General features: G+C 68.5%; 21 protein-coding genes. 15 read left to right on the top strand and 6 right to left on the bottom strand.

Annotated elements, in window-relative coordinates; genetic code table 11:
- Nucleotide 1: 1 nt before the first annotated feature.
- Nucleotides 2-1234 carry a multidrug effflux MFS transporter gene (locus tag ASF44_RS05925; RefSeq protein ID WP_056898294.1) on the bottom strand — a complete coding sequence of 411 codons (1233 nt, stop codon included), beginning with the start codon at nucleotides 1232-1234 and terminating at the stop codon, nucleotides 2-4.
- Nucleotides 1235-1249: 15 nt separating this feature from the next.
- A complete protein-coding gene (gene metK / locus ASF44_RS05920; protein WP_056898293.1) occupies nucleotides 1250-2431 on the bottom strand; it encodes a methionine adenosyltransferase in 1182 nt (393 codons plus the stop codon).
- A 206-nt stretch (nucleotides 2432-2637) separates the two neighbouring features.
- On the opposite strand from metK, the gene ASF44_RS05915 reads away from it, so the two are divergent.
- A complete protein-coding gene (locus tag ASF44_RS05915; protein ID WP_056898292.1) occupies nucleotides 2638-3501 on the top strand; it encodes a lipid A biosynthesis acyltransferase in 864 nt (287 codons plus the stop codon).
- On the opposite strand, the gene yihA is transcribed toward ASF44_RS05915, so the two are convergent.
- Nucleotides 3495-4181 carry a ribosome biogenesis GTP-binding protein YihA/YsxC gene (gene yihA, locus ASF44_RS05910; protein WP_056898291.1) on the bottom strand — a complete coding sequence of 229 codons (687 nt, stop codon included), beginning with the start codon at nucleotides 4179-4181 and terminating at the stop codon, nucleotides 3495-3497. The genes ASF44_RS05915 and yihA overlap by 7 nt on opposite strands.
- Before the next feature lie 71 nt (nucleotides 4182-4252).
- On the opposite strand from yihA, the gene ASF44_RS05905 reads away from it, so the two are divergent.
- From ASF44_RS05905 to ASF44_RS05885, 5 genes are all read left to right on the top strand, one after another.
- The gene (locus tag ASF44_RS05905) at nucleotides 4253-4891 is read left to right on the top strand and encodes a cytochrome c (RefSeq protein WP_056898290.1); all 639 of its coding nucleotides are present in this window, start codon (nucleotides 4253-4255) and stop codon (nucleotides 4889-4891) included.
- 124 nt (nucleotides 4892-5015) lie between these two features.
- Complete coding sequence (locus ASF44_RS05900; RefSeq protein ID WP_056898289.1) at nucleotides 5016-7151, top strand: cytochrome c biogenesis protein ResB; 2136 nt, start codon at nucleotides 5016-5018, stop codon at nucleotides 7149-7151.
- Between the two features lie 4 nt (nucleotides 7152-7155).
- Nucleotides 7156-8499 (top strand): c-type cytochrome biogenesis protein CcsB, encoded by a 1344-nt coding sequence (gene ccsB, locus ASF44_RS05895; protein WP_056898288.1) that lies wholly within the window; start codon nucleotides 7156-7158, stop codon nucleotides 8497-8499.
- Nucleotides 8500-8567: 68 nt separating this feature from the next.
- On the top strand, nucleotides 8568-9563 hold the full coding sequence (gene msrP / locus ASF44_RS05890; RefSeq protein ID WP_056898287.1) for a protein-methionine-sulfoxide reductase catalytic subunit MsrP: 996 nt from the start codon (nucleotides 8568-8570) through the stop codon (nucleotides 9561-9563).
- 90 nt (nucleotides 9564-9653) lie between these two features.
- Entirely contained in the window at nucleotides 9654-10298 is a 645-nt protein-coding gene (locus ASF44_RS05885) for a sulfite oxidase heme-binding subunit YedZ (protein WP_056898286.1), read from the top strand.
- Here ASF44_RS05885 and lysA read toward each other — a convergent pair.
- Entirely contained in the window at nucleotides 10237-11526 is a 1290-nt protein-coding gene (gene lysA / locus ASF44_RS05880; RefSeq protein ID WP_056898285.1) for a diaminopimelate decarboxylase, read from the bottom strand. The genes ASF44_RS05885 and lysA overlap by 62 nt on opposite strands.
- A 117-nt stretch (nucleotides 11527-11643) precedes the next feature.
- The gene (locus tag ASF44_RS05875; protein ID WP_156374371.1) at nucleotides 11644-11865 is read right to left on the bottom strand and encodes a hypothetical protein; all 222 of its coding nucleotides are present in this window, start codon (nucleotides 11863-11865) and stop codon (nucleotides 11644-11646) included.
- A gap of 18 nt (nucleotides 11866-11883) precedes the next feature.
- Here ASF44_RS05875 and cyaY point away from each other — a divergent pair, with 18 nt between their 5' ends.
- Nucleotides 11884-12210 (top strand): iron donor protein CyaY, encoded by a 327-nt coding sequence (gene cyaY, locus ASF44_RS05870; protein ID WP_056898283.1) that lies wholly within the window; start codon nucleotides 11884-11886, stop codon nucleotides 12208-12210.
- Here the strand turns inward: cyaY and ASF44_RS05865 are convergent, their stop codons facing one another.
- Complete coding sequence (locus tag ASF44_RS05865; protein WP_056898282.1) at nucleotides 12211-14610, bottom strand: penicillin-binding protein 1A; 2400 nt, start codon at nucleotides 14608-14610, stop codon at nucleotides 12211-12213.
- A gap of 283 nt (nucleotides 14611-14893) precedes the next feature.
- Between ASF44_RS05865 and ASF44_RS05860 the strand changes: the two genes are divergently transcribed.
- The 8 genes from ASF44_RS05860 (at nucleotide 14894) to aroB (ending at nucleotide 23545) form a co-directional block, all read left to right on the top strand.
- Entirely contained in the window at nucleotides 14894-15952 is a 1059-nt protein-coding gene (locus tag ASF44_RS05860; RefSeq protein ID WP_369820903.1) for a pilus assembly protein PilM, read from the top strand.
- A gap of 64 nt (nucleotides 15953-16016) precedes the next feature.
- Complete coding sequence (locus ASF44_RS05855; RefSeq protein WP_056898280.1) at nucleotides 16017-16637, top strand: PilN domain-containing protein; 621 nt, start codon at nucleotides 16017-16019, stop codon at nucleotides 16635-16637.
- 12 nt (nucleotides 16638-16649) lie between these two features.
- Nucleotides 16650-17324, top strand: a complete 675-nt coding sequence (locus ASF44_RS05850; protein ID WP_056898279.1) for a type 4a pilus biogenesis protein PilO — start codon at nucleotides 16650-16652, stop codon at nucleotides 17322-17324.
- Complete coding sequence (locus ASF44_RS05845) at nucleotides 17321-17872, top strand: pilus assembly protein PilP (RefSeq protein ID WP_056898278.1); 552 nt, start codon at nucleotides 17321-17323, stop codon at nucleotides 17870-17872. Before ASF44_RS05850 ends, ASF44_RS05845 begins: the two co-directional genes overlap by 4 nt.
- Complete coding sequence (pilQ, locus tag ASF44_RS05840; RefSeq protein WP_056898277.1) at nucleotides 17869-19983, top strand: type IV pilus secretin PilQ; 2115 nt, start codon at nucleotides 17869-17871, stop codon at nucleotides 19981-19983. Before ASF44_RS05845 ends, pilQ begins: the two co-directional genes overlap by 4 nt.
- 220 nt (nucleotides 19984-20203) lie before the next feature.
- Nucleotides 20204-21877 carry an Ig-like domain-containing protein gene (locus ASF44_RS05835; RefSeq protein WP_235579142.1) on the top strand — a complete coding sequence of 558 codons (1674 nt, stop codon included), beginning with the start codon at nucleotides 20204-20206 and terminating at the stop codon, nucleotides 21875-21877.
- Between the two features lie 9 nt (nucleotides 21878-21886).
- Nucleotides 21887-22399, top strand: a complete 513-nt coding sequence (locus ASF44_RS05830) for a shikimate kinase (RefSeq protein ID WP_056898275.1) — start codon at nucleotides 21887-21889, stop codon at nucleotides 22397-22399.
- A 27-nt stretch (nucleotides 22400-22426) separates the two neighbouring features.
- Nucleotides 22427-23545 (top strand): 3-dehydroquinate synthase, encoded by a 1119-nt coding sequence (gene aroB / locus ASF44_RS05825; protein ID WP_056898274.1) that lies wholly within the window; start codon nucleotides 22427-22429, stop codon nucleotides 23543-23545.
- Nucleotides 23546-23547: the final 2 nt, after the last annotated feature.

The following is a 23547-nucleotide window of genomic DNA, read 5'->3' as shown; positions in this document are numbered from 1 at the left end:
TTTACGCGGCGGTTGCGTGCCGGCCGATCTCGGGCCAGCGGTGGTGCAGCCAGATCCAGGCTGCCAGGCCGATGCCCATCATCAGCAGCGAGGCCAGCGCCAGCAGCACCGTGGAATGCATGACCAGCGGCGCGATCACGCCGGCCACCAGGCCATTGGCCGTGGAGCCGACCACGGCCTGCAGCGAGGACGCCATGCCGCGGCGCGTGGGGTGCAGGTCCAGCACCAGCAGCGTGACCACCGGCACCATCAGCGCCCAGCCGAACGCGAAGATGGCGATGGGCGGCAGCGCCCACGCCGGGCGCGCCGTCCACAGCAGGTTGGCGGCCAGGTTCAGCACCGCCACCACGGTCATGATCACGAAGCCGTGGCGGATCTGCCGCTTGGGCGGGATGCGCCCGGCCAGCCGGCCGCTGGCCATGGCGCCGCCCATGATGCCGGCGATGGTCAGCAGGAAGAACCAGAAGAACTGCGTGGGTTCCAGCTGGAGCAGCGTGCCCAGGAATTCGGGTGCTGACAGCACGTACAGGAACATGCCGTTGAACGGCACGCCGCTGGCAAAGGCCAGCAGCACGAAGCGCGGGTCGGACAGCAGCTGGCGGTAGCCGCGCATGAGGTCCGGCACATGGAAGGGCTGGCGCTGCGCCGGCCGCAGTGTCTCGGGCAGGAGCCGCCAGTTGCTGATCCAGAGCAGCACGCCCACGGCGGTCAGGAACCAGAACACGCTGTGCCAGCCCAGGTGCACGAACAGCCAGCCGCCCACGATGGGCGCAATCGCCGGTGCCACGCCGAAGTAGATGGTCACCTGGCTCATGACCTTCTGCGCCTCGGCGGGCGGGTACACGTCGCGGATCACCGCGCGCGAGACGACGATGCCGGCGCCCGTGGACAGGCCCTGCAAGGCGCGGAAGAAGACCAGCTGGCCGATGTTCTGCGACAGCGCACAGCCGGCCGAGGCGATGGTGAACACCGCGATGCCCCACAGCACCACGGGCCGGCGGCCGAAGCTGTCCGACAGCGCGCCGTGGAACAGGTTCATGAACGCGAAGCCGAACAGGTAGGCCGACAGCGTCTGCTGCATCTCCACCGGCGTGGCGCCCAGCGAACGCGCGATGCCCGAGAAGGCCGGGATGTAGGTGTCGATCGCGAACGGCCCCAGCATGCCGAGCGTGGCCAGCAGCACGGCAAGGGCCCAGCGCGGGCCGCGCCACAGGGGCGTGGCCTCTGCGCTCATCGGATGGGCCGCCCGTTACAGGCCGGCCGCTGCACGCAGCGCCGCAGCCTTGTCGGTCTGCTCCCAGGTGAACTCGGGCTCTTCGCGGCCGAAGTGGCCGTAGGCGGCGGTCTTCTGGTAGATCGGGCGCAGCAGGTCGAGCATCTGGATGATGCCCTTGGGACGCAGGTCGAAGTGTTCGGCCACCAGCGCCGACAGCTTGTCGTCGGGGATCACGCCCGTGCCTTCGGTGTAGACCGTGATGTTCATCGGGCGTGCCACGCCGATGGCGTAGGCCACCTGGATCTGGCACTGGCGCGCCAGGCCCGCGGCCACGATGTTCTTGGCCACGTAGCGCGCGGCGTAGGCGGCCGAGCGGTCGACCTTGGACGGGTCCTTGCCCGAGAACGCGCCGCCACCGTGCGGGCAGGCGCCGCCGTAGGTGTCGACGATGATCTTGCGGCCGGTCAGGCCGCAATCGCCCTGCGGGCCGCCGATGACGAAGCGGCCGGTCGGGTTGATCAGGTACTTGGTGTCCTGCAGCCATTCCTTGGGCAGCACCGGCTTGATGATCTCCTCGATGATGGCCTCGGTGAAGCTGGCCTTCATCTTGGTCGGCGTCTCGCTCTGGTCGGGGTGGTGCTGGGTGGACAGCACCACGGTGTCGATCGAGTGCGGCTTGCCGTCCACGTAGCGCATCGTCACCTGGCTCTTGGCATCGGGCCGCAGGAAGGGCAGGCGGCCGTCCTTGCGCAGCTGGGCCTGGCGCTCCACGAGGCGGTGCGCGTAGTAGATCGGCGCGGGCATCAGCTCGGGCGTCTCGTCGCAGGCGTAGCCGAACATCAGGCCCTGGTCGCCGGCGCCGATGTTGAGGTGGTCGTCGCTGGCGTGGTCCACGCCCTGGGCGATGTCGTTGGACTGCTTGTCGTAGCAGACCATCACCGCGCAGCCCTTGTAGTCGATGCCGTAGTCGGTGTTGTCGTAACCGATGCGCTTGATGGTGTCGCGCGCGACCTGGATGTAGTCGACGTGCGCGTTGGTCGTGATCTCGCCGGCCAGCACCACGAGGCCGGTGTTGGTCAGCGTCTCGGCGGCCACGCGCGAACGCGGGTCCTGCGCGAAGATCGCGTCCAGGATGGCGTCGGAGATCTGGTCGGCCACCTTGTCGGGGTGGCCTTCGGACACGGATTCGGACGTGAAGAGGAAATCGTTCGCCATTTGAATAAACTCCTTCGCTTTGGAATAAAAGGCCGTTGCGTCGCGCGTTGCCTCTTGCGGGGGAGCTCGTGGCGAACGCTTTAGCAGATGTGTTTAACGTCGCCCTGCAAGTAGTTCAATAACTCAGCGACGGCGGCGATTCTAGCGTTCCCCATACCCCGATGTGCCCTGATGCCATATAGCCGCCGCCTCGGCCTGCCGGCCTGATGACCCGGTTCGCGATTGCCTTGCTGCGCCTGCTCGCGCCCTTGCCCCTGCCCTGGGTGCGGGGCCTGGGCGCGCTGTTGGGCCGGCTGCTGTATGCGCTGGTGGGCAGCCGCCGGCGCATCGCGCTGACCAACCTGGCGCTGTGTTTCCCGCAGCTTGCGCAGCGTGAACGCGAGGCGCTGGCCCGGCGCCATTTCGTCGTGTTCGTGCAGGCCTGGCTGGACCGCGCATGGCTCTGGCACGGCCGCCCGGAGGTGGTGCGCGAGCGGCTGCGCATGACGGGCGCGCTCGACGAGTTGGCCGGCACCGCCCCCACGCTGCTGTTCGCGCCGCACTTCGTCGGCCTGGACGCAGGCGCGACAGCGCTGTCGCAGCAGGTCCCGCGGCAGTTCGCCACCATCTTCACGCCGCAGTCCAACCAGACCGTGGACATCTGGGTGGCGCGCGGGCGCCAGCGTTTCGGCAACGCCAAGCTCTACAACCGCATCGACGGCGTCAAGCCCGTGGTGGCGGCGCTGCGCGCCGGCGAGCCGGTCTACCTGCTGCCCGACATGGACTTCGGCGCGCGCGATTCGGTGTTCGTGCCGTTCTACGGCGTGCCGGCGGCCACCGTGCCTTCGCTGGCCCGCTTCGCGCGGCTGGGGCGCGCGCGCGTCGTGCCCGTGGTCACGCGGCTGACGCCCGAAGGCTACGAGGTGCGGGTGCTGCCGGGCTGGGATGGCTTCCCGGGGCCGGACGCGGTGGCCGACACGGCCTTGATGAACGCACGGCTGCAGGGCTACATCGACGCCATGCCCGAGCAGTACTTCTGGGTGCACAAGCGCTTCAAGACCCGCCCGCCCGGGGCGCCGCCGGTTTACTGAGCGGGGGCGGGCGCGGCCGCTTCGGGGTGGGCCCAGCGCCACAGCAGCTGGCTGGCCGCGTCGATGCCCTGGCGCTTGAGCGCCGAGAACAGCATCGCCTCGCCGCCGCCCGCGTTGAGCTTGGCGATCGCCAGCGCCTTGCTGGCCTCCATGCGCGTGAGCTTGTCGGCCTTGGTCAGCAGCAGCAGGAACTTCAGGCCCTGTTCCACGCGCGGGCGGACCACTTCGAGCAGCACCTCGTCGAGTTCGGTCAGGCCCAGGCGCGGGTCGCACAGCAGCACGATGCCCTGGAGGTTCTCGCGCGTGACGAGGTAGTTGGCCATCACCTGTTGCCAGCGCACCTTGTCGGCCTTGGGCACGGCCGCGTAGCCGTAGCCGGGCAGGTCGGCCAGCACGGCGTCGGTCACGCCCTGCTTGCCCAGCGCGAACAGGTTGATGTGCTGGGTGCGGCCGGGTTTCTTGGACGCGAAGGCCAGCTGCTTTTGCTGCGTGAGCGTGTTGATGCAGGTGGACTTGCCGGCATTGGAGCGGCCGACGAAGGCGATCTCGGGCACCTCCAGGGCGGGCAGGAACTGCAACTGCGGCGCCGTGGTCAGGAAGCGGGCGGTGTGCAGCCAGCCCGTGGCGACGGCAGCGGCAGAGGGGGCCGGTGCGGCGGCGGCGGAAGCGGGAGCTGTCATGGATGTGCAGGGATGGCGCGGGGGCGCATTGTAGAATCGCCCGGTTTTGCGTACATAAAACCACCCTCGATATGAAGTTGCTTGCCACCATGGTTCTGGCTGCAGTGTTCGCAGCGCCTTCGTTCTCAAGCCATGCCGCCGATCCGGCGCCGGCGGCGCCCAAGGCGGCCAAGCCCGACCTGGTGAAGGGCGAGCAAGGCTACTCGGCGGTGTGCGCAGCCTGCCACGGCGCCGATGGCAACTCGGCCATCGCGGCCAACCCCAAGCTGGCGCACCAGCATCCCGAATACCTGGTCAAGCAGCTGCACGAGTTCAAGGACGGCAAGCGCAACAACCCGATCATGAAGGGCTTTGCGTCGTCGCTCAGCGACGACGACATGCGCAACATCGCCTACTGGCTCACGTCGCAGAAGCCCAAGCCTGGCTTCGCCAAGGACAAGGAACTCGTGCAGCTGGGCGAGCGCATCTTCCGTGGCGGCATCCCGGACCGCCAGGTCGCGGCCTGCGCAGGCTGCCACAGCCCCAACGGCGCCGGCATCCCGTCGCAGTACCCGCGCCTGTCGGGCCAGCACGCCGACTACACGACCACCCAGCTGACCGACTTCCGCGACGGCAAGCGCAAGAACAACATCCAGATGACGGGCGTGGCCGCCAAGATGAATGACCGCGAGATCCGCGCCGTGGCCGACTACATCGCCGGCCTGCGCTGAGCCTCGCACTGCACGCGTCCGCGACAGGGCGGAACCAAATGCCCGATTCCCACCCCAAGGAACGGGCGCCACGGCGGGCCGGCTGTTGCAGCGGCCCGTTTTGTTTTGACCGGGGCCTTGCACGATGACCACCACCACCCACGGCCTGCGCGTTCGCAGCGGCTCGCACGCCTGGCGGGCCGCGGTGGAGCTGCTGTCGTCGATGCGCTTTGCCATCGCGCTGCTGACCATCATCTGCGTCGCGTCCATCATCGGCACGGTGCTCAAGCAGCATGAGCCGGCCAACAACTACGTCAACCAGTTCGGGCCGTTCTGGGCCCTGCTGTTCGACAAGTTCAGCCTCAACGCGGTTTACAGCGCCTGGTGGTTCCTGCTGATCCTGGCGTTCCTGGTCACCAGCACCACCCTGTGCATCGCGCGCAGCACGCCCAGGATCCTGGCGGACCTGAAGGTCTACAAGGAGAACGTCCGCGTCCAGAGCCTGAACGCCTTCCACCACAAGGCCAGCGCGGCGGTCGCCGGCACGCCGGAGGCCGCGGCCGCACGCGTGGGGCAGGCGCTCGCGCGGGCCGGCTGGAAGGTCAAGCTGCAGCGGCGCGAGACGCCCGCGGGCGAGGGCTGGATGGTGGCGGCCAAGGCCGGCGCGGCCAACAAGTTCGGCTACATCGCCGCGCACAGCGCCATCGTGCTGGTCTGCATCGGCGGCCTGCTCGACGGCGACCTGGTCGTGCGCGCGCAGACCTGGTTCAACGGCAAGACCGTCTACAAGGGCGGCGGCATGATCGCCGACGTGGCGCCCGAGCACCGGCTGTCCATGCGCAACCCCACCTTCCGCGGCAACCTCATGGTGGCCGAGGGCACGCAGTCCAGCACGGCCATCCTGGCCCAGTCCGACGGCGTGCTGCTGCAGGACCTGCCGTTCGCCGTGGAGCTCAAGAAGTTCATCGTCGAGTACTACTCGACCGGCATGCCCAAGCTGTTCGCCAGCGAGATCGTGATCCACGACCGCGAGACCGGCGCGCAGACGCCCGCGCGCGTGGAGGTCAACCACCCGGCCAGCTACAAGGGCGTGGAGATCTACCAGTCCAGCTTCGACGACGGCGGCTCCAGCGTGCAGCTCCGGGCCGTGCCCATGGTGCCGGGCGGCAAGCCTTTCGAGGTCGAGGGCGTGATCGGCGGCAGCACCGACCTGACGCGGGGTGGCGAAGGTGGCGAGAAGATGACGCTGGAGTACCAGGCGCTGCGCGTGATCAACGTGGAGAACCTGACGGGCCAGGCCGGCAATGCGGTGGATGTGCGCAAGGTCGACCTGCGCGGCGCCATCGATGCGCGCCTGGGTGCGGGCAACAAGACCGTGACGCACCGCGAGCTGCGCAACGTGGGCCCCAGCATCACCTACCGGCTGCGCGACGCGGCAGGCCAGGCGCGCGAGTACCACAACTACATGCTGCCCGTGGACACCGGCGACGGCGTGGCCGCCTTCCTGCTCGGCGTGCGCGAGACGCCGGCAGAGTCCTTCCGCTATCTGCGCGTGCCGGCCGACGAGAACGCCAGCATGGACACCTTCCTGCGCCTGCGCGCCGACCTCATGGACCCGGCCCTGCGCAGCGCTGCCGTGCGGCGCTACGCGGCGCGCGCGGTCGATTCCCAGCGGCCCGAGCTGGCCGAGCAGCTGGCCGCTTCCGCCGCCAAGGCACTGGCCTTGTTCGCGGGCGAGGGCGCCGCTGCCTCGGCGACGCCACGCGGCGGCCTGCAGGCGATCGCCGATTTCATGGAGACCAACGTGCCCGAGGCCGAGCGCGGCCGGGCCGGCGAGGTGCTGGTGCGCATCCTGAACGGCGTGCTGTTCGAGCTCGTGCAGATGGGCCAGGAACGCGTCGGCGCCAAGCCGCTGGACAACAGCGAGAAGACCCAGGGCTTCATGACGCAGGCCGTGCTCTCGCTGAGCGATGCATCGCTGTACCCCGCACCCATGGTCTTCGAGCTCGTCAACTTCAACCAGGTGCAGGCCAGCGTGTTCCAGGTGGCGCGCGCGCCCGGGCGCAACATCGTGTACCTGGGCTGCCTGTTCCTGATCCTGGGCATCTTCGCGATGCTGTATGTTCGCGAGCGCCGCCTGTGGGTCTGGATGGCGCCGCGGGGCGATGCGACCGAAGCCACCATGGCGCTGTCGTCCAACCGCAAGACCCTGGACGTGGACCGCGAATTCGACCTGCTCAAGAGCAGGCTCATTGGCGCCGAGACCGGCGCAAAGGAGTGAGACGATGACCACCTTGACGCGCAACAGCGACACGCTGGTGCTCCACGAAGGCTTCCTGGCCCGCCGCAACTGGTTCGACTGGCTGTTCGCCGTGCTGGTCGTGGCCGGCGGCGTGTTCGCGTTCTCGCGCTACCACGCCGCGATGGACATCTACGAGAAGTGGATCCTGGCCGGCACCGTGCCCAGCCTCATCTGGCTGGGCTGGTTCTGGCGGCCGCTGCGCATGCTGATGCTCGTGGTGGCGGGGCTGGCCTTGCTGGCCATCGCCTCTTACCAGGTCGATGGGCAGGCCGACCTGGCGCGCGCCGACCAGGTGTTCTGGCTCAAGTACTTCCTGTCCAGCCAGTCCGCCATCCTGTGGATGAGCATGCTGTTCTTCATCAGCACGGTCTTCTACTGGGGCGGCATGGTGGCGCGCAACCCGTCCGCGGCGCTGGAGTTGCTGGGCTCGCGCATCGCCTGGGCGGCCGTCACGATGGCGCTGGTGGGCACCATGGTGCGCTGGTACGAGAGCCACCAGATCGGCCCGGACATCGGCCACATCCCGGTCAGCAACCTGTACGAGGTGTTCGTGCTGTTCTGCTGGCTGACGGCGGCCTTCTACCTGTACTTCGAGGACCAGTACCGCACGCGCGCGCTGGGCGCCTTCGTGATGCTGGTGATCAGCGCGGCGGTGGGCTTTTTGCTCTGGTACACGGTGGTGCGCGAGGCGCACGAGATCCAGCCGCTGGTGCCGGCCCTCAAGAGCTGGTGGATGAAGCTGCACGTGCCGGCCAACTTCGTCGGCTACGGCACGTTTGCGCTGGCGGCCATGGTGGCCTTCGCCTACCTCATCAAGCAGCAGGCCGGCGAGACTCGCTGGTGGCGCCTCGCGCCGCTGTGGCTGCTCGGCGTGGTGCTGTGCTTCGAGCCCATCGTCTTCCGCCAGGGCGGCGTGGACGGGGGCAGCAGCTACTGGGCCATCTATTTCGGCGTGTCGGCGCTGATCGTCGCGGCGATCCTGTTCGGCCGGCGCCGCATCGCCGGGCGCCTGCCCAGCATGGAGGTGCTGGACGACGTGATGTACAAGGCCATCGCCGTCGGCTTCGCGTTCTTCACGATCGCCACCGTGCTGGGCGCGCTGTGGGCCGCCGAGGCCTGGGGCGGCTACTGGAGCTGGGACCCCAAGGAGACCTGGGCGCTGATCGTCTGGCTCAACTACGCGGCCTGGCTGCACATGCGCCTGATGAAGGGCCTGCGCGGTACCGTGGCGGCCTGGTGGGCGCTGGTGGGCCTGGCGATCACGACCTTCGCCTTCCTGGGCGTCAACATGTTCCTGTCGGGCCTGCACAGCTACGGAACGCTGTGACGCTGTTTCGTCTCTGATGGCATCCAGCGCGGCGTTTTCTGCGTATGACTTCTCCGAAAGGATGCACGATGCTGATCAAGACCCATGCCGACGGATTTCTTCACCCGCATGCCAGCGAGACCACGCCGCACAGCGCCTACCGGAGCCGGCGCGAACTGATGCGCTGGATGGCCGGTGGCGCCGCCGGGGTGGCACTGGCGGGGTGGGCCCAACGTGACGCGCTGGCGCAGGCGGCGCGCCCTGGCAAGCTGGCGGCGCTGCCGGGCGCCAAGTCCGCGGTGGCCGGCGCCGTCACCATGGAGAAGCTGACCTCGTACGAGGACGCCAGCACCTACAACAACTACTACGAGTTCGGCACCGACAAGGCCGACCCGGCGCGCAACGCGCACACGCTCAAGACCGATCCCTGGAGCGTCGAGATCGAAGGCCTGGTCAAGAAGCCCGGCAAGTACGCGCTCGAGGACCTGCTCAAGCTCTCGGCGCAGGAAGAGCGCATCTACCGCATGCGCTGCGTGGAAGGCTGGTCCATGGTCATCCCGTGGGTCGGCTACTCGCTGTCGGCCCTGATCCAGAAGGTGGAGCCGCAGCCCGGCGCCAAGTACGTGGAGTTCCTGACGCTGGCCGATCCCAAGACCATGCCCTTCGTCGGCTCGCGCGTGCTGAGCTGGCCCTATGCCGAAGGGCTGCGCATGGACGAGGCCATGCACCCGCTGACGCTGCTCTCCTTCGGCATGTACGGCGAGGTGCTGCCCAAGCAGAATGGCGCGCCCGTGCGCCTGGTCGTGCCCTGGAAGTACGGCTTCAAGAACGCCAAGAGCATCGTCAAGATCCGCTTCGTCGACAAGGAGCCGGCCACGGCCTGGAACAAGGCGGCCGCCAACGAGTACGGCTTCTATTCCAACGTGAACCCCAACGTCGACCACCCGCGCTGGAGCCAGGCCACCGAGCGCCGCATCGGCGAGGACGGCCTGTTCGCCAAGAAGCGCAAGACGCTGATGTTCAACGGCTACGAGGCCCAGGTCGGCCAGCTCTACGCCGGCATGGACCTCAAGAAGAATTACTGACGTTTCGATGCCCCCACGCGCATCGCTCCGCGTATCGCTGGCCCCCGAGGGGGCACGTCAGCGGCTTCGGATCGGCCGGGCGCCGCTGACATGAAGGCGCTGCTGCATCCTGCGGCCAAGCCGCTGGTGTTCGCGCTGTGCCTGCTGCCGTTGGCCTGGCTGACCTGGGGTGCCTTCGCCAACACGCTGGGCGCCAACCCGGCCGAGCACCTGATCCGCGCCACCGGCGACTGGACGCTGCGATTCCTGTGCGTCGTGCTGGCGGTCACGCCCTTGCGCCAGCTCGCGGGATGGCCGGCCCTGGCACGCTTTCGGCGCATGCTGGGCCTGTTCTGCTGGTTCTATGGCGCCATGCACCTGCTTTGCTACGCCTGGTTCGACATGGGCTTCGACGTGCCCGACATCGCCGCCGACATCGCCAAGCGGCCCTTCATCCTGGTCGGCTTTTTGGGCCTGGTGCTGCTGACGTTGTTGGCGGCCACCTCGTTCAACCGCGCGATCAAGGCGCTGGGCGGCAAGCGCTGGCAGGCGCTGCACAAGCTGGTGTACGCGGTGGCCGGCCTCGCCATCCTTCATTTCTTCTGGATGCGCTCGGGCAAGAACGACTTTGCCGAGGTGGCGGTCTATGCCGCCATCCTCGGCGTGCTGCTGGGCTGGCGGCTGTGGCGCCGTTTCAGCCCGGCAGCAGCGACTCGCCGCGCATCTGCGCCTGCGCGTCCTCGCGTGCGCGGATGAGGTGCGCTGCCGTGCCATCCACCAGCACCTCGGCCGCACGGCCGCGCGTGTTGTAGTTGCTGGACATGCTCATGCAGTAGGCGCCGGCCGAAAGCACGGCCAGCTGGTCGCCCGCCTGCACGGCCAGCGCGCGGTCGCGGCCCAGCCAGTCGCCGCTTTCGCAGACCGGGCCGACCACGTCGTAGACCACCGCTGCGTCCGCACGCGCGGCCAGCGGCACGATCTGGTGGAAGGCCTGGTACATGGCCGGGCGTGGCAGGTCGTTCATGGCCGCATCGACGATGCAGAAGTTCTTCTGTTCGCCGGGCTTGAGGTACAGCACCTCGGTCAGGCACAGGCCGGCGTTGCCGACCAGCGAGCGGCCGGGCTCGATCATGAGCAGCCGGTCGCCGTAGCCGCGTGCGTCGAGCTTGGCCAGCAACTGCTGCCACAGCCCGTCGGCGGCCGGCGGTGCATCGTCGCCGGGCGCACCGTAGGCGATTCCCAGGCCGCCGCCGAAGTCGATGTGTTCGATGCGGATGCCGGCCGCCTCGACCGCGGCCACCAGGTCCAGCACGCGGTCCATCGCGTCCAGGTAGGGCGATGCGTCGGTGATCTGCGAGCCGATGTGGCAGTCGATGCCGACCACCTGCAGGCCCGCCAGGCTGGCCGCATGGCGGTACAGCGCGAGGGCCTCGTCGTGCGCCACGCCGAACTTGTTGCCCTTCAGGCCGGTGGAGATGTAGGGATGGGTCTTGGCGTCCACGTCGGGGTTGACGCGGATGCTCACGCGGGCGCGGCTGCCGTGCTGGCGCGCCACGGCGTCCAGCACGTCCAGTTCGGCCGCGCTCTCCACGTTGAAGCAGGCGATGCCATGGTCCAGCGCCTGGCGCATCTCGGCGCGGGTCTTGCCCACGCCTGAGAAGATCACCTTGGCCGGATCGCCGCCGGCCGCGAGCACCCGCTCGAGTTCGCCGCCCGAGACGATGTCGAAGCCGCAGCCCGCGCGTGCGAACAGCTGCAGCACCGCCAGCGTGGAGTTGGCCTTCATCGCATAGCAGACCTGCGCGCGCCGGCCCGCGAAGCCGCGCTGGTAGGCGGCCAGCGCATCGAGCATCGATGCCTTGGAGTAGACGAACAGCGGCGTGCCGTGCTTGGCCGCGAGGTCGGCCAGGCGCACGCCTTCGACATGCAGCGCACCATCGCGCTGGTGGACGTGGGGATGGCCGGGCAGGGGCGTGTGGGTCATGGTGCGGGCAGCGAAAAGAATGGGATGTTATGCAAGCGCACAGCGGTGCGCCATGCGCAAATCCAGGCCTGCAGCTGCAACGGCCTTGATTTCGATGGCGCAGGCCGCGCCGGGCTTTCAGTTGCTGGGCAGCGGCAAGGGCTGGGTGGCGGGCGCGAGCGGGGGCAGCGGCTCGGCTTCGGGCGCGGGCGTGGCCGAGGCCGCCATCGACGGGCGCAGCGCCTGGCCCAGCGAAGCCCGGTCACGGGCGGCCGCATCCTTGGCGTAGTACAGATTGCCCTTCTGGCCGCATGCTGCAGCCAGCAGCGCCAGCAAGGCCGCACCTAGAATCTTTGGCATAGAGGACATCCCAAAATTATGACCGACCCCGAATTCATGGACCGTGCCGAGCTGCTTCTCGCGGCCGTGGAAGCCAGCTGCGACCGCATCAACGACGAGAGCGACGCCGACCTGGACAACCAGCGCGTGGGCGGCATGGTCACGCTGGCGTTTCCCAACGGCAGCCAGATCGTCGTGAACCTGCAAAAGCCCCTGCACGAGGTCTGGCTGGCGGCGCAGTCGGGTGGCTACCACTACCGCTTCGCCGACGGGCAGTGGCGCGACACCAAGGGCGGCGCCGAGTTCTTCGCCCAGTTGTCCAGCGACGCGAGCGCCCAGGCGGGCCAGGCGCTCGTCTTCTCCTGATCAGTTGCGGAACAGGTCGAGGATGCGGTTGCGCTCCTCGGCCGGCGGCGGGGCCACCACTGCGCCACCGCCGTTGCCGCTGCTGTTCGGCAGCGGCGCATCCAGGCCCAGGCTGTTGACGCCGGCGTTGTGTGCGTACTCGTCGTAGAACCACTCGCCGCCGCTGTTGACCACACCGGGCGGCGCCGTCAGCGTGGCGACCGGCACGCCCTTGAGGGCCGTTTCCATGAAGTTGATCCACACCGGCAGCGACAGCCCGCCGCCCGTCTCGCGTGAACCGAGGTTGCGCGGCTGGTCGTAGCCGATCCAGGTGACGGCGGCCAGCGTCGGCTGGTAGCCGGCGAACCAGGCGTCGATGGCGTCGTTGGTGGTGCCGGTCTTGCCGTACACGTCCGGGCGCTTGAGCGTGGCCTGCGCGCGCGCGGCGGTGCCGCGCAGCGTCACCTCGTTGAGCAACTGGCTCATCATGAAGGCGTTGCGCGCCGGGATGGTGCGCATGGACTCGTCCAGCGCCGGCGGCAGGGTCTCCACCAGGGTGCGGCCCTTGTGGTCGGTCACCTTGGCCACGAGCCAGGGGTTCACGCGGTAGCCGCCATTGGCGAACACCGAGTACGCGGCCACCATCTGCATGGGCGTGACCGAGCCGGCGCCCAGCGCCATGGTCAGGTAGGCCGGGTGGCGTTCGGCCTCGAAGCCGAAATGCGTGATCCATTCCTGCGCGTTCTGCGCGCCGACGGCCTGCAGCACGCGGATGGAGATCATGTTCTTGGACTTCGCCAGGCCCGTGCGCAGCGTCATGGGGCCTTCGAACTTGCCGTCGTAGTTCTTGGGCTCCCAGGGCTGGCCGCCCGTGAAGCCGGCGTCGAAGAACAGCGGCGCGTCGTTGACCACGGTGGCGGGCGTGAAGCCCTTCTCGAGGGCGGCCGAGTAGATGAAGGGCTTGAAGCTGGAGCCGGGCTGGCGCCAGGCCTGGGTGACGTGGTTGAACTTGTTCTTCTGGAAGTCGAAGCCGCCGACCAGCGCGCGCACCGCGCCACTGCGCGGGTCCATGGCCACGAAGGCGCCCTCGACCTCGGGCAGCTGCGTGATCTCCCAGGTGTTCTTGGGCGTCTTGACGGCGCGGATCACGGCGCCGCGGCGGATCTTGATGTTGGGCGGCGCGCTGGCGGCCAGGCCCGATTGCGCGGGCTTGAGGCCATCGCCCGTGATCTCGACCTCGTCGCCGTTGCCGCGCACGGCCAGGATGCGCTTGGGCGTCGCCTCCAGCACCACAGCGGACAGCACGTCGCCGTTGTCGGGGTGGCCCAGCAGCACGTCGTCGATGGCGTCTTCCAGCTCGTTGCCACCGGCCGGCAGCGTCACGAACTTCTCGGGGCCGCGGTAGATCTGGCGGCGCTCGAAATCCATGATGCCGCGCCGCAGCGCGTTGTACGCCGCGATCTGTTCGCTGGCATGGAGCGTGGTGTAGACGTTCAGGCCGCGCGTGTAGGTGGCGTCGCCGTATTGCGCGTACATGAGCTGGCGCACCGTCTCGGCGACGAATTCGCCGTGCACGCGCGCGCCCTCGTTGGCCGGGCGGATGCGCAGTTCCTCGGTCTTGGCCTGCTGGGCCTGGGCGGCGGTGATGAAGCCGTTCTCCAGCATGCGGTCGATGATGTAGAGCTGGCGCACGCGCGCGCGGTTGGGGTTGCTGATCGGGTTGTAGGCCGACGGTGCCTTGGGCAGGCCCGCCAGCATGGCGGCCTGGGCGACGGTGATGTCCTTGAGCGGGCGGCCGAAGTAGGTTTCCGATGCGGCGGCGAAGCCGTACGCCCGGTTGCCCAGGAAGATCTGGTTCATGTAGATCTCCAGGATCTTGTCCTTGGAGAGCAGGTGTTCCAGCTTGAAGGTCAGCAGGATCTCGTAGATCTTGCGCGTGTAGGTCTTCTCGGACGACAGGTAGACGTTGCGTGCCACCTGCATCGTGATGGTGGAGGCCCCCTGGCTCTTCAGGTTGCCCAGGTTGGCCAGTGCCGCGCGGACCACGCCCTTGTAGTCCACGCCGCCGTGCTCGTAGAAGCGCGCGTCCTCGATGGCCAGCACGGCGTCCTTCATGACCTTGGGGATCTCGGCGATCGGCATCAGGTTGCGGCGTTCCTCGCCGAACTCGCCCAGCAGCAGGTTGTCGGCCGAATACACGCGCAGCGGCAGCTTGGGGCGGTAGTCCGCCAGGTCGGAGATGTCCGGCAGGTTGGGGTAGGCGACCGCCAGGGCGATGGCCACCATCAGCGCCACGGCTGCCACGCCCGCTGCCGCGATGCCCAACAGCCAAGCCAGCACACGGCCGACCCAGCCCCACGGGCTGCGCGGGGTGGAAGGGGCGGCCTTGGGGGCGTCGCCAGGGGAAGACTTTGAAGGCATAGGGGCTCGCGAAATGGCGCCGGCCGGGGCCGGGCGCGGCCCGTCATTTTGCCTTGCCCCCTGCGGCTGCGCCGTTCCCGCAGCGCGCGTGCCACAGGCCGGCTGTTACAAATTCCGAGCGGGTCGGCGCGCCTGGGCGTCGGCTTTTGGCAACGCCCCACGCGATGCGGCGTACACAATCGGTTCCCGCCCCAAACTGTTGCTGATAGCATCTATAAAGCTTGTCAGCATTTGTAGCTATTTCCGAGCAATTCAGGGGCCTTGATTGATCTCTTTGGGGACGATGTTCAGCCGTAGACCGGCCCCGCTGCTGGGGATCGACATCAGCTCGTCCAGCATCAAGCTGGTGGAGCTGGACCATGACGCCGCAGGCCGCCTCGTGCTGTCGCGCTGTGCCATCGAGCCGCTGGAGAGCGGCTGGATCACGGACGGCAACATCGAGAAGTTCGACGAGGTGGCGCAGGCTCTGCGCCGGCTGGTCAAGCGCAGCGGCACGCGCACCAAGAACGTGGCGATGGCGCTGCCGCCCTCGGCCGTGATCACCAAGAAGATCGCGCTGCCCGGCGGGCTGACCGAGCAGGAGATGGAGTTCCAGGTCGAGTCCGAGGCCAACCAGTACATCCCCTTCTCGCTCGACGAGGTCAGCCTGGACTTCTGCGTGATCGGGCCCAGCGCGGGCGGCTCCGGCGACGTCGAGGTGCTGATCGCGGCTTCGCGCAAGGAAAAGGTGCAGGACCGCCAGGGCCTGGCCGAGGCCGCCGGCCTGACACCCATGGTGCTGGACATCGAATCCTTTGCTTCGCGGCTGGCCGTCGGCCGGCTGGTCGCGCAGCTGCCGGGCCAAGGCCTGGGGCAGATCGTGGCGCTGTTCGAGATCGGCGCGATGACCACCAGCATGCAGGTGCTGCGCGATGGCGACGTGCTCTACGACCGCGACCAGGCCTTCGGCGGCGCGCAACTGACCCAACTGATCGTGCGCCAGTACGGCTTCTCCGCCGAGGAGGCCGAGCAGAAGAAGCGCAGCGGCGAGTTGCCGCCGGATTACGCCACCGCGGTGCTCGCCCCGTTCGTGGAAAGCCTGTCGCAGGAGATCGCCCGGGCGCTGCAGTTCTTCTTCACGAGCACCCCGTACAACAAGGTCGACCACGTGATGCTGGCCGGCGGGTCGGCGCCGCTGGGCGGGCTGGCCGAGGCGGTGACGCTGCATTCTTCGTTCCCGTGCCACCTCGCCAACCCGTTCGACGGCATGGAGATGGGCAAGGACGTGCGCACCGCGCGCATGGGCCGCGAGGCGCCGGCCTACCTGACCTCCTGCGGGCTGGCGCTGCGGAGGTTCCCATGAGCGCCCGCACGGTCGTTCCGGTGCGCGCCCGCCACGCGGTGGGCGCCGGCCGAGGGGTGCACCGATGAATGCTGTGCGCATCAACCTGCTGCCGCACCGCGAGGCGGCGCGCAAGGCCCGGAAAGACGCCTTCCAGGTGATGCTGGGCGTGTCGGCCCTGATCGGCCTGGCGGTGGCCGGCGTGGTCTACCTGTGGTTCCAGGCGCGCATCGAGAACCAGCAGGGCCGCAACCAGTTCCTGCAGACGCAGATCCAGGCACTGGACGTGCAGATCAAGGAGATCGCCACGATCGAGCAAGAGATTGCGGCGCTCACGGCACGCCAGAAGGCGGTCGAAGACCTGCAGGCCGACCGCAACCTGCCCGTGCACCTGCTCAACGAGCTCGTCAAGCAGCTGCCCGACGGCGTCTACATCACCAGCCTGCGGCAGGACGACCAGGCCGTCACGCTGCAGGGCGTGGCCCAGTCGAACGAGCGCATCTCCGAGCTGCTGCGCAACCTGGCCGAGAACACGCCCTGGCTGTCCAAGCCGGACCTGGCCGAGATCGTTGCCGGCAACGTGGCCCTGGGGCCGCGCGACAGCCGGCGCGTGGCCAATTTCAACCTGCGTGTGCGCCTGGTCCGTGCCAGCGAGGTCGCGGCCGCCGCCAAGGCGGCTTCGGCACCGGCCGCTGCACGACCCTGAAGAAGCAGCGCCATGGCAACCCAATCCAAGAAGGCCCGCTCCGTCGATTTCGGCGCGCTGCAGGCCAGCGTCGCAGGGCAGTTCCGCAACCTGCACCCGTCCGACCCGTCGCAGTGGCCGGCGCTGCCGCGCGTGCTGCTGCTGACCTTCGTCGCGGTGGCCGTCATGGCGGTGGCCTGGTTCGCCTACCTGAGCAGCTTCGAGGACGACCTGGTGGCCGAGCAGGCCAAGGAAACGGAACTGCGCAAGTCTTATGAGACGCGGCTTGTCAAGGCCGTGAACCTGGACGCACTGAAGAAGCAGCGCGAGCAGATCCAGCAGTACGTGACGCAGCTGGAGCGCCAGCTGCCCAGCAAGGCCGAGATGGCGGCGCTGTTGTCCGACGTGAACCAGGCGGGCCTGGGCCGCAGCCTGCAGTTCGACCTGTTCCGCCCCGGCCAGGTGGTGGTGCGGCCCTACTACGCCGAACTGCCGATCGCGGTGCGGGTCACGGGCCGCTTCCACGACATCGGCGCGTTCGCGGCCGACGTGGCCAATCTCTCGCGCATCGTGACACTGAACAACATCAGCATCGTGCCCGCCCGCGACGGTGCGCTGACGATGGACGCCACGGCGCGCACCTTCCGCTACCTGGACGCCGACGAGATCGCCGCCCAGAAGCCCGCAGCCAAGGGAGCCGGCAAGTGAGCGGGCGGCATCCGGCCTGGGTGGGCCTCCTCTTGGCCGCCGTGGCGCTGCTGGGCGGCTGCGCGGGCGACGACCAGGGCGAGTTGCAGCAATGGATGGCAGAGCAGCGCGGCCAGGTGCGCCCCAAGGTGACGCCGCTGTCCGAACCCAAGCAGTTCGTGCCCCAGGCCTACACGCAGGAGACGTCCGTCGACCCCTTCAGCCAGCAGCGGCTGGCTTCGGTGCTGCGGCAGGACGCGGCGCCGAGCGCCGTCAACACCGGCCTGATCGGCCCCGAGCTGGCGCGCCGCAAGGAGCCGCTGGAGGCGTTCCCGCTGGATGCGATGAGCATGGTCGGCAGCCTGCGCCGCGGCGGCTCGCCGGTGGCGCTGGTCCGCGTCGACAACCTGATCTACCAGGTGCGGGTGGGCGAACACATGGGCCAGAACTACGGAAAAGTGACCAAGATCGACGAAGCGGAGGTAAGCCTGCGCGAAATCGTGCAGGACGGCGGCGGCGAGTGGATCGAGCGCGCGGCGAGTCTGCAGCTGCAGGAGAAAGTCAAATGAACAAGCACAACCACCGGTCCGGCATCCTGGCGCGAGGCCTCGCGGCCTGCGGATTGGCGCTGGCCTGCTTCGGTGCCTGGGCCGTGCCGTCCATCCAGGCCGTGACCGGCGCATTGCAGAACGGCTCGGAAATCGTGCGCATCGACCTGAGCGAAGCCCCGGCCGCCTTGCCGGCCGGCGTGGCCATCCAGTCGCCAGCGCGCATCGCGCTCGACTTCGCCGGCGTGGCAAGCACCATGCCGCGCACGCCCATCGACATCAACCAGGGCAATCTGCGCTCGGCCAATGTGCTCAGCGTGGGCGATCGCTCGCGCGTGGTGCTCAACCTCAAGCAGGCCACCTCGTACAAGGCGCTGCTGCAGGGCAACTCGGTGCTGATCGTGCTCGATCCCGTGGTGTCGGCGCTCCCGGCCAGCCCGACGCCGGTGTTCCCGGATGCCGGCGCCCAAGGCCGCGCTGCCCTGCGCGACCTGGATTTCCGGCGTGGCGCCGACAGCACCGGCCGCGTGATCGTGGGCCTGGGCAACAGCCAGGTCGGCGTGGACGTGCGCCAGCAGGGCCAGAGCCTGGTGGTGGAGTTCCTCAACTCCTCGCTGCCCGAGGGCTTGCGGCGGCGGCTGGACGTGGCCGACTTCGACACGCCGGTGCAGACCATCTCGACCTTCCAGGTCGGCGACCGCGTGCGCATGGTCATCGAGCCGCGCGGCAACTGGGAGCACAGCGCCTACCAGAGCGAAGGCCAGTTCGTGGTCGAGGTGCGGCCGCAGCGCGTCGACCCGAACCGCCTGAGCCAGGGCCCCGGCTTCAGCGGCGAGAAGCTGTCGCTGAACTTCCAGAACATCGAGGTGCGGGCCCTGCTGCAGGTGATCGCCGACTTCACCAACTTCAACGTCGTGACCTCCGACTCGGTGACCGGCTCGGTCACGCTGCGGCTCAAGGACGTGCCCTGGGACCAGGCGCTGCAGATCATCATGGATGCCAAGGGCCTGGGCATGGAGAAGAGCGGCAGCGTGCTGTGGATCGCGCCCAAGGACGAGATCGACGCGCGCAAGAAGAAGGACTTGGAGTCCGCCGCGGCGCTGGAGAACCTGGAGCCGCTGCGCACCCAGTCGTTCCAGATGAATTACGCGCGGGCGACCGACATCGCCACGCAGATCACCAATGCGGGTGGTGGTGGCGGCGCCGGCAGCACGGGCAGCAGCCGCTTCCTGAGCGTGCGCGGCACGGCGATCCCCGAGCCGCGCACCAACCAGCTGTTCGTGACCGACGTGGCGAGCCGGCTGGACGCTGTCAACGAACTCATCAAAAAGCTCGACGTGGCCGTGCGCCAGGTGCTGATCGAGGCGCGCATCGTCGAAGCCTCCGACACCTTCGGCAAGTCGCTCGGCGTGCGCCTGGGTGGCGGCAACGGCAACGGCTACAGCCTGGGCGGCGGCAACCGGATCGTGGCCGGGACCAGCTACAGCAATGCCGTGGCCGCCGCCAACGGCAACGCCATCAACACCAGCAGCAACTTCGTCAACCTGCCGGCCACGACGCAGGGCAGCGCGACGGAGGCGGCCAGCTTCGCGGTCTCGATCTTCCGGGAGGGCGTGGGGCGCTTCCTGACGCTGGAACTGTCGGCGATGGAAGCCGATGGCAAGGGCAAGGTGGTGTCCAGCCCGCGCGTGGTGACGGCCGACCAGACCAAGGCGCTGATCGAGCAGGGCACGGAGCTGCCCTACCAGGTCGCCACGTCCAGCGGCGCCACCTCGATCGCGTTCCGCAAGGCCAACCTCAAGCTGGAAGTCACGCCGCAGATCACGCCCGAGGGCAACATCATCCTGGACCTGGACGTGAACAAGGACAGCGTGGGCCAGAGCACCTCGGCCGGCTTTGCCATCAACACCAAGCACATCAAGACCCAGGTGCTGGTGGAGAACGGCGGCACGGTGGTGATCGGGGGCATCTTCGAGCTGACCGAGAACGACGACGTGACCAAGGTGCCGCTGCTGGGCGATATCCCGATCGCCGGCAACCTGTTCAAGAGCCGCACGCGCACGTCGAACAAGACGGAGATGCTGGTGTTCATCACGCCGAAGATGATCGCCGACCGGATGGCGGGGCGCTGAGGCAGCGGTCCACGGCACTACAGAATCACAAGAGGGAAGAGCTATGCGTTGGATGCGATACCTTGCGGCAGTGGCCGTGGCGGGTTTGGTGGCGGCCTGTGGGGGTGGGGGGAGTTCCACAGGCAGTGGGAGTTCGGGCGGAGGCACCACCACGCCGGCCGTCGCGGGGGTGGAGGTGCTGTCCTCGGCGTCGACGCTGGGGTCGGCCAGCGCCAACACAGTGACCATCACGGCGCTCGTGAAGAACGCGGCCAACAACGGGATGGCCGATACGCCTGTGGCCTTCGCTGCCGACTCTGGCGTGCTGCAGTCCGCAGCGGCCCAGACAGATACCAGCGGTAGTGCGACCGCGATCCTGGCGACCGGTGCGAACCGTGCCAATCGCGACATCCGCGTGACGGTCACAGCGGGGACCATCACCGGCTCGATCGTGGTGCCGGTGACCGGTACGGGCCTGTCGGTGGTCGGTGTCGGATCGGTGTTGCTGGGCGGCACGGCCACCTATGCCGTCACGCTGCGCGACAGCGGCGGCAACCCCATTTCTGCAGCTGCCGTCGCAGTGCGCTCCTCGCTGGGCAACAACGTGAGCCCGGCCAATCTGACCACGGATGCCAACGGTGGTGCCAGCTTCAACTACGTGGCCAATGTGGCAGGCAACGACGTGCTGACGGTGACCGGCGCAGGAGCTTCGACCACCCTGGCCGTGGTCGTCAGCGGCCAGGACTTCACGGTCGTCAGCCCGAGCGCCGGCACCGAGGTGTTTGTCAACACATTGCGCGAGGTGCGGGTGCGGTTCCGCTCCTCAGGCGCTGGCGTCGCCGGGCAGGTGGTGAACTTCAGCAGCACGCGCGGCGTCGTCTCCGCGGGCTCTGCGACCACCGATGCGAATGGCGAAGCGGCTGTGAACGTTTCATCCTCGACCGCCGGCCCGGCAACCGTGACGGCGCAGATCTCCAGCGGCGCGCTGACCAGCGTTCCGCTGCTGTTCACGGCCTCGACACCCGATGCCATCGTGCTGCAGGTCAACCCGGGAGCGGTACCCCCCAATGCCGCCGGCAGCTCGACGAACCAGGCGCAGCTGCAGGCTGTGGTGCGCGACGATTCCGGCAATCCGGTGTCGGGGCGCACCGTCAACTTCACGCTGGTGTCCGACACCAGTGGCGGCCGGCTGGGCGCCGGCATTGGCACGACAGATGCCAACGGCCAGGTCAGCGACACCTTTATCCCTGGACCCTCGTCGACGGCAACGGATGGTGTGCAGATCCGTGCGACCGTCGCCGGCACTGCCATTCAAAGCACGGCGAATCTGACGGTCAGCGCGCGCGCTCTGTTCATCTCGATCGCGACCAGCAATACGATTGGCAATTTGGACGAGACGACCTACACCAAGCCCTTTTCGCTCCAGGTCAACGATGCCAATGGTGTCGCAGTGGCCAACCAGACCGTCACGCTGTCGGTTATGGCCTCCAGCTATGGCAAGGGTTTCATGGCGTGGAACGGCAACAACGCGTGGGTGGTTGCGTCGCGGCTGTGGTGCCCGAATGAAGATCTCAACAACAACGGGCGGCTCGATGCTGGAGAGGATTCCGTTGCGCTCGGCACCGGCAATGGCAATGGTCGCTTGGAGCCTGGTGCACCTGTGATCGTGGCGCCGGGGAGCGTCACCACCGACGCGAGCGGACGGGCGACTTTCAGCCTGACTTATGGTGAGCAGTACGCGCGCTGGATCGAATTCGAATTGACTGCGCGCAGTGCGGTGGCTGGCACCGAATCGCGCGCCGTCTACAAAGACGTGACCCCGATTCTGGCGTCCGACGTCGGGACCGAGACGGTTTCGCCTGCCGGTGCCCGCAGTCCGTTCGGTACCATCCTGTCCTGTACCGACCCCAATTGACGGATTTTCTTGAACATCGCACTCATCGGCCTGCCCGGATCGGGCAAGTCGACCGTCGGCCGCCAACTGGCGCGCCGGCTCCAACTCCCCTTCGTTGACGCCGACCAGTGGGTCGAGCGCCAACTCGGCTGCTCGATCCGCGAGTACTTCGAGCGCGAGGGCGAGGTCGGCTTCCGTGACTTCGAGCAGCAGGCGCTGGCCGACATCGCGGCCGCCGGCCCTGCCGTGATCGCGACCGGCGGCGGCGCCGTGCTGCGTCCCGCCAACCGCGCCTGCCTGCGCGAGAACACCCGCGTCTTCTACCTGTTCGCCACGCCGGAGGAGGTCTTCCGGCGCCTGCGCCATGACCAGGTGCGGCCGCTCCTGCAGGTGGCGGACCCCCAGGCCCGCCTGCGCGAGCTGTTCGCCCAGCGCGATCCGCTGTACCGCGAGACTGCGCACGAGGTGATCACCATCGGCCGGCCATCCACGGCGGCGCTGGTCAACACCATCGCCGAACTCGTGCAGCGCCAGGGCGGCTGAGGGCGGCGGCTTACACTCGGCGCCCTGATGGACGCCACCCTTTCCGCCCCCCCCACGGCCCAGGTGCAGATCGCGCTGGGCGAGCGCAGCTACCCGATCGCCATCGGCGCGAGGCTGTTCGACCAGCCCGCCACCTATGCCGCCGTGCCCAAGGCGGCAGCGGCGTTGATCGTCACCAACACCACGCTTGCGCCGCTGTATGCGCCGCGCCTGCAGCAGGCGCTGGCCGGGCGTTTCGGCACCGTGCACACCGTGGTGCTGCCCGATGGCGAGGCCTACAAGACCTGGGAAACGCTGAACCTGATCTTCGATGCGCTGCTGTCGCGCGGCTGCGACCGCAAGACCGTGCTGTTCGCGCTGGGCGGCGGCGTGGTGGGCGACATCACGGGCTTCGCGGCTGCCAGCTACATGCGGGGCGTGCCCTTCGTGCAGGTGCCCACCACGCTGCTGGCGCAGGTGGATTCCTCGGTGGGCGGCAAGACGGCCATCAACCATCCCTTAGGCAAGAACATGGTCGGCGCGTTCTACCAGCCCCAGCTGGTCGTGTGCGACCTCGATGTGCTCAAGACCCTGCCGCCGCGGGAGTTGAGCGCCGGCCTCGCCGAGATCATCAAGTACGGCCCGATTGCCGACGCGGATTTCCTCGACTGGATCGAGGCCCACGTGCAGGCCCTGCGCGACGGCGACCCGGCCGCGCTGGCGCACGCCGTGCGGCGCAGCTGCGAGATCAAGGCCGACGTGGTCGGCCAGGACGAGCGCGAGGGCGGCCTGCGCGCCATCCTGAACTTCGGCCACACCTTCGGCCACGCGATCGAGGCCGGCATGGGCTACGGCGCCTGGCTGCACGGCGAGGGCGTGGGCTGCGGCATGGTCATGGCTGCGCGGCTGTCTCAGCGCCTGGGCCTGCTGGACGCTGGGCAGGTGGCGCGGCTCACGCGACTGATCGAACGCGCCGGCTTGCCGACCGTCGGTCCCGTTCTCGACAGCGCCGACAACGCCGGCCGCTACCTCGAACTCATGCGCGTGGACAAGAAGGCCGAGGCTGGCGAGATCAAGTTCGTGCTGATCGACGGCATCGGCCGCGCCGTGGTGCGCGGCGCGCCAGACAGCCTGGTGCGCGAAGTCATCGACGCCTCCTGCGCCTGAAC

This window comes from Pseudorhodoferax sp. Leaf274 (assembly GCF_001422445.1).
Lineage (GTDB): Bacteria > Pseudomonadota > Gammaproteobacteria > Burkholderiales > Burkholderiaceae_C > Pseudorhodoferax.
Note: the sequence above shows the minus strand (reverse complement) of the source record. Positions and strands in the feature narration are given on the sequence as shown.

Bases quoted from the DNA above. Each gene is read 5' to 3' on its own strand.
- cyaY (WP_056898283.1), top strand. From the start codon at position 11,884: ATGACCGACCCCGAATTCATGGACCGTGCCGAGCTGCTTCTCGCGGCC.
- ASF44_RS05905 (WP_056898290.1), top strand. From the start codon at position 4,253: ATGAAGTTGCTTGCCACCATGGTTCTGGCTGCAGTGTTCGCAGCGCCT.
- metK (WP_056898293.1), bottom strand. From the start codon at position 2,431: ATGGCGAACGATTTCCTCTTCACGTCCGAATCCGTGTCCGAAGGCCAC.
- msrP (WP_056898287.1), top strand. From the start codon at position 8,568: ATGCTGATCAAGACCCATGCCGACGGATTTCTTCACCCGCATGCCAGC.
- ASF44_RS05860 (WP_369820903.1), top strand. From the start codon at position 14,894: ATGTTCAGCCGTAGACCGGCCCCGCTGCTGGGGATCGACATCAGCTCG.
- ASF44_RS05850 (WP_056898279.1), top strand. From the start codon at position 16,650: ATGGCAACCCAATCCAAGAAGGCCCGCTCCGTCGATTTCGGCGCGCTG.
- yihA (WP_056898291.1), bottom strand. From the start codon at position 4,181: ATGACAGCTCCCGCTTCCGCCGCCGCCGCACCGGCCCCCTCTGCCGCT.
- lysA (WP_056898285.1), bottom strand. From the start codon at position 11,526: ATGACCCACACGCCCCTGCCCGGCCATCCCCACGTCCACCAGCGCGAT.
- aroB (WP_056898274.1), top strand. From the start codon at position 22,427: ATGGACGCCACCCTTTCCGCCCCCCCCACGGCCCAGGTGCAGATCGCG.
- ASF44_RS05915 (WP_056898292.1), top strand. From the start codon at position 2,638: ATGACCCGGTTCGCGATTGCCTTGCTGCGCCTGCTCGCGCCCTTGCCC.
- ASF44_RS05875 (WP_156374371.1), bottom strand. From the start codon at position 11,865: ATGCCAAAGATTCTAGGTGCGGCCTTGCTGGCGCTGCTGGCTGCAGCA.
- ASF44_RS05900 (WP_056898289.1), top strand. From the start codon at position 5,016: ATGACCACCACCACCCACGGCCTGCGCGTTCGCAGCGGCTCGCACGCC.
- ASF44_RS05885 (WP_056898286.1), top strand. From the start codon at position 9,654: ATGAAGGCGCTGCTGCATCCTGCGGCCAAGCCGCTGGTGTTCGCGCTG.
- ccsB (WP_056898288.1), top strand. From the start codon at position 7,156: ATGACCACCTTGACGCGCAACAGCGACACGCTGGTGCTCCACGAAGGC.
- pilQ (WP_056898277.1), top strand. From the start codon at position 17,869: ATGAACAAGCACAACCACCGGTCCGGCATCCTGGCGCGAGGCCTCGCG.
- ASF44_RS05925 (WP_056898294.1), bottom strand. From the start codon at position 1,234: ATGAGCGCAGAGGCCACGCCCCTGTGGCGCGGCCCGCGCTGGGCCCTT.
- ASF44_RS05865 (WP_056898282.1), bottom strand. From the start codon at position 14,610: ATGCCTTCAAAGTCTTCCCCTGGCGACGCCCCCAAGGCCGCCCCTTCC.
- ASF44_RS05855 (WP_056898280.1), top strand. From the start codon at position 16,017: ATGAATGCTGTGCGCATCAACCTGCTGCCGCACCGCGAGGCGGCGCGC.